This is a genomic window from Streptomyces sp. NPDC000941, assembly GCF_053599555.1.
In genome coordinates, this window is record NZ_JBSFMM010000478.1 from 1 (window position 1) to 2,987 (window position 2,987).

Below are 2,987 nucleotides of genomic sequence, written 5' to 3' on the forward strand. Positions count from 1 at the left end.
GGGTGGTGTCGGGGCCGAGTTCGAGGTAGGTGGTGACGCCGTGGGTGTGGAGTTGTTGGGTGGTGTGGGCGTAGTGGACGGTCTGGCGTGTTTGCCGGACCCAGTAGTCGGGTGTGGCGGGGTCCCGGTCGGTGGGGTCGGTGGTGACCAGGGAGGTGCGGGGTGGGTGGTAGGTGAGGGCTTCGGCGGTGGCGCGGAGTTCGTCGAGAAGCGGGTCGATGTGGTGTGAGTGGAAAGCGCCGCTGACCTTCAGCGCAGTGGCCTTGCGCCCCATGGCGCGGAAGATTTCGGCCATGGCGTCTACCTCGTGGCGATCACCGCTGATGACCACGGACCCGGGCGCGTTCACGGCCGCGAGCGACACCCGCCCTTCGTATCGTGCGAGGTGTTCGTGGAGTTCTTCGGGGTTGGCTTGGAGGGTGGTCATGGCGCCGGTGGTGGGGAGCGCCTGCATGAGGCGGGCGCGGGTGGTGACCAGGCGGGCGGCGTCGGGGAGGGTGAGGATCCCTGCGAGGTGGGCCGCGGTGATCTCTCCGAGGGAGTGGCCGGCGTAGTAGTGGGGGGTGAGTCCGTAGTGTTCGGTGACCAGCCGGTGCAGGGCGACCTGGAGTGCGAACAGCGCGGGCTGGGCGTAGCCCGTCTGGTGCAGCAGCTGCGCCATATCGGTGTCGCTGTCCGGTTCGGCGAACATGACGTCCCGCAGGGGCCGGTCGAGGTGCGGGTCCAGGTGTGCGCAGGCCTCGTCCATGGCTGCGGCGAACAGCGGGAACGCGTGATAGAGCTCGTGTCCCATACGAGGGCGCTGGGTGCCCTGCCCGGAACACACGAACGCCAGCTTCCCCGCCCCGGTGGCCACGCCCTGTACGAGGCCGGTGTGTTCCTCGCCGGCCTCCAGAGCCCCCAGTGCTTCCATGAAGGCTTCGCGGTCGGGGCCCAGGAGTACGGCACGGTGGTCGAAGGCCGTACGACCGGTGGCCAGCGCATGCCCGACATCGGCCAAGTCGAGTTGTGGGGCCGAAGCGAGGTACTGGTGTAGCCGTCGAGCCTGCGCTTGCAGCGCTTCCTCGGACTTCGCGGACACAAGCCACGGTTCAAGCAGTGTTGTCGGCGTTGAGGCGCCTTCGCCGGTTGCCGGGGCTTCGGTCGGTGGTGCCTGTTCGAGGATCACGTGCGAGTTGGTGCCGCTGACACCGAAGGAGGACACCCCGGCGCGTCGGAGGTGGCCGGTGTCGGGCCAGGGCGTGGCCTCGGTGAGCAGCCGTACTCCGCCCGAGGACCAGTCCACATGCGGCGACGGCTCCTGGACGTGCAACGTCCGCGGCAAGACCCCGTGCCGCATCGCCAGTACCATCTTGACGATCCCGCCCACCCCGGCCGCCGCCTGTGCGTGTCCGATGTTCGACTTCATCGAGCCGAGCAAAAGTGGCTGGTCCGCGGAGCGGTCCTGGCCGTATGTCGCCAGAAGGGCCTGGGCTTCGATCGGGTCGCCCAGCGTCGTCCCCGTACCGTGCCCCTCCACTGCGTCAATGGCGGTTGGCGCCAGCTCGGCGTTGGCGAGGGCCTGGCGGATGACACGTTGTTGTGAGAGGCCGTTGGGCGCGGTGAGTCCGTTGCTGGCGCCGTCCTGGTTGACCGCCGTTCCTCGCACCACGGCCAGGATGGGATGCCCGAGCCGCTGCGCGTCCGAGAGCCGCTCCACCAGCACCATGCCCGCACCCTCGCCCCAGCCGGTGCCATCGGCCGTGGCGGAGAACGCCTTGCACCGACCGTCCGGAGACAGCCCACGCTGCCGGGAGAACTCGATGAAGGCCGCCGGGGTGGACATCACGGTGACCCCGCCGGCCAGGGCCATCGAGCATTCCGCTGACCGCAGTGCCTGGCAGGCCAGATGCAGGGCGACCAGCGACGACGAACACGCCGTGTCCACGGTGACCGCAGGCCCTTCCAAGCCGAGGGTGTAGGCGACGCGCCCTGAGGCGATACTGCCCGCGCTTCCATGAACGAGGTATCCCTCGAACCCCTCGGGGGCGATCGGGAAGCGCTGCGCGTAGTCGTGGTAGGCCAGGCCGGCGAAGATCCCGGTCTGAGTGCCGCGTACCGAGGTGGGGTCGATGCCTGCTCGCTCGAAGGCTTCCCAGGAGACCTCGAGAAGAATTCGCTGCTGAGGGTCCATGGCCAGGGCCTCGCGCGGACTGATGCCGAAGAATTCGGCGTCGAATTCGCCCGCTTGGTGAATAAAACCCCCCTCCCTCGTGTACGACGTTCCGAATCGCTCGGGATCCGGGTCGTAGAGGTTGTCGAGGTCCCAGCCACGATCGGTCGGGAATCCGGAGATCGCGTCCTGCTCGGTCACGAGCAGATCCCACAGCTGTTCTGGGGTCTGTACGTCTCCTGGGTAGCGGCACGCCATGCCGATGATTGCGATGGGTTCGCCCGTGCCAACGGCCGTGAGGGGGACGTGGCTGACGGTTTCGCCTCGCGTACCTAGCAACTGCTGACACAAATGCTGTACGAGCGCGGCGGGGCTCGGGTAGTCGAACACGATGGTCGGTGCGAGGGCCAGCCCGGTGGCCTCACACAGGCGATTGCGGAACTGGACGGCAGTCAGCGAGGTGAAGCCCAGTTCCTTGAACGCGCGCTCGGCGTGGATGTTCTCGGGGCTCCCCTGGCCAAGGACGCTGGCGATGTGCGTGCGAACGGCGTTGAGAAGAGTCTGCTGCTGCGCGTCTGGTGGTTGGTGGGAGAGCCGCTGACGAAGAGTGGCTGTGGCGGGTGGTTCGGCCGAGATGGGTCGGGGGGTGTGCTGCTCGCCTTGCGGTTCGGAGACATGAAGCCAGTAGTGGTGGTGTTGGAAGGGGTAGGTGGGGAGGTTTGGGTGGTGGTGGGTGGGGTTGGGGGTGTGGTGGTGCCAGGTGGTGGGGTGGCCGTGGGTGTGGAGGTGGGCGAGTGCGGTGTGGGTGGTGTGGGTTTCGGGTTGGTCGGGGTGT

Annotated in this window: 1 protein-coding gene; it reads right to left on the reverse strand. The window is 67.9% G+C overall.

The features are described 5' to 3' along the window. Window positions 1-2,987: type I polyketide synthase (locus ACWDSL_RS52830; RefSeq protein ID WP_450496850.1), on the reverse strand; the 2,987-nt coding region annotated here is incomplete at both ends.